This is a genomic window from Anabaena sp. CCY 0017, assembly GCF_963920885.1.
In the GTDB taxonomy this organism is placed as follows: Bacteria; Cyanobacteriota; Cyanobacteriia; order Cyanobacteriales; family Nostocaceae; genus Nodularia.
This window is the reverse complement of the sequence record NZ_CAWUDG010000131.1, coordinates 1-221: the sequence shown is the minus strand read 5'-3', so window position 1 is coordinate 221 and position 221 is coordinate 1. Positions and strand designations below refer to the sequence as shown.

General features: G+C 69.2%; 1 protein-coding gene. It reads right to left on the bottom strand.

Annotated features, from left to right (window positions below; all coding sequences use genetic code 11):
- Positions 1-221 (bottom strand): hypothetical protein (locus ACM0OW_RS25950; RefSeq protein WP_414553607.1); only part of this gene is annotated, 221 nt, incomplete at both ends.

The window sequence follows — 221 nt, the reverse complement described above, 5'->3', positions numbered from 1 at the left end:
CAGGTCTTCGACGCATAGACCGGGGCGATCACCGGCTGGGCCGCATTGGCGATCTGCTCCAGAACCGTGGCGCGCGTGGCCTCGATCTCAAGGCTGTTGTGGGCGACCTGCTGCTGCAGAACCTGCAGGCGCTGGGTCAGGGCCTGGCGGCGTTCGTCGCGCTGGGCCTGGGACAGCCCGGCGGCTTCGCGTTCGAACGCCTGTGCGTCGGTCTCGATCGG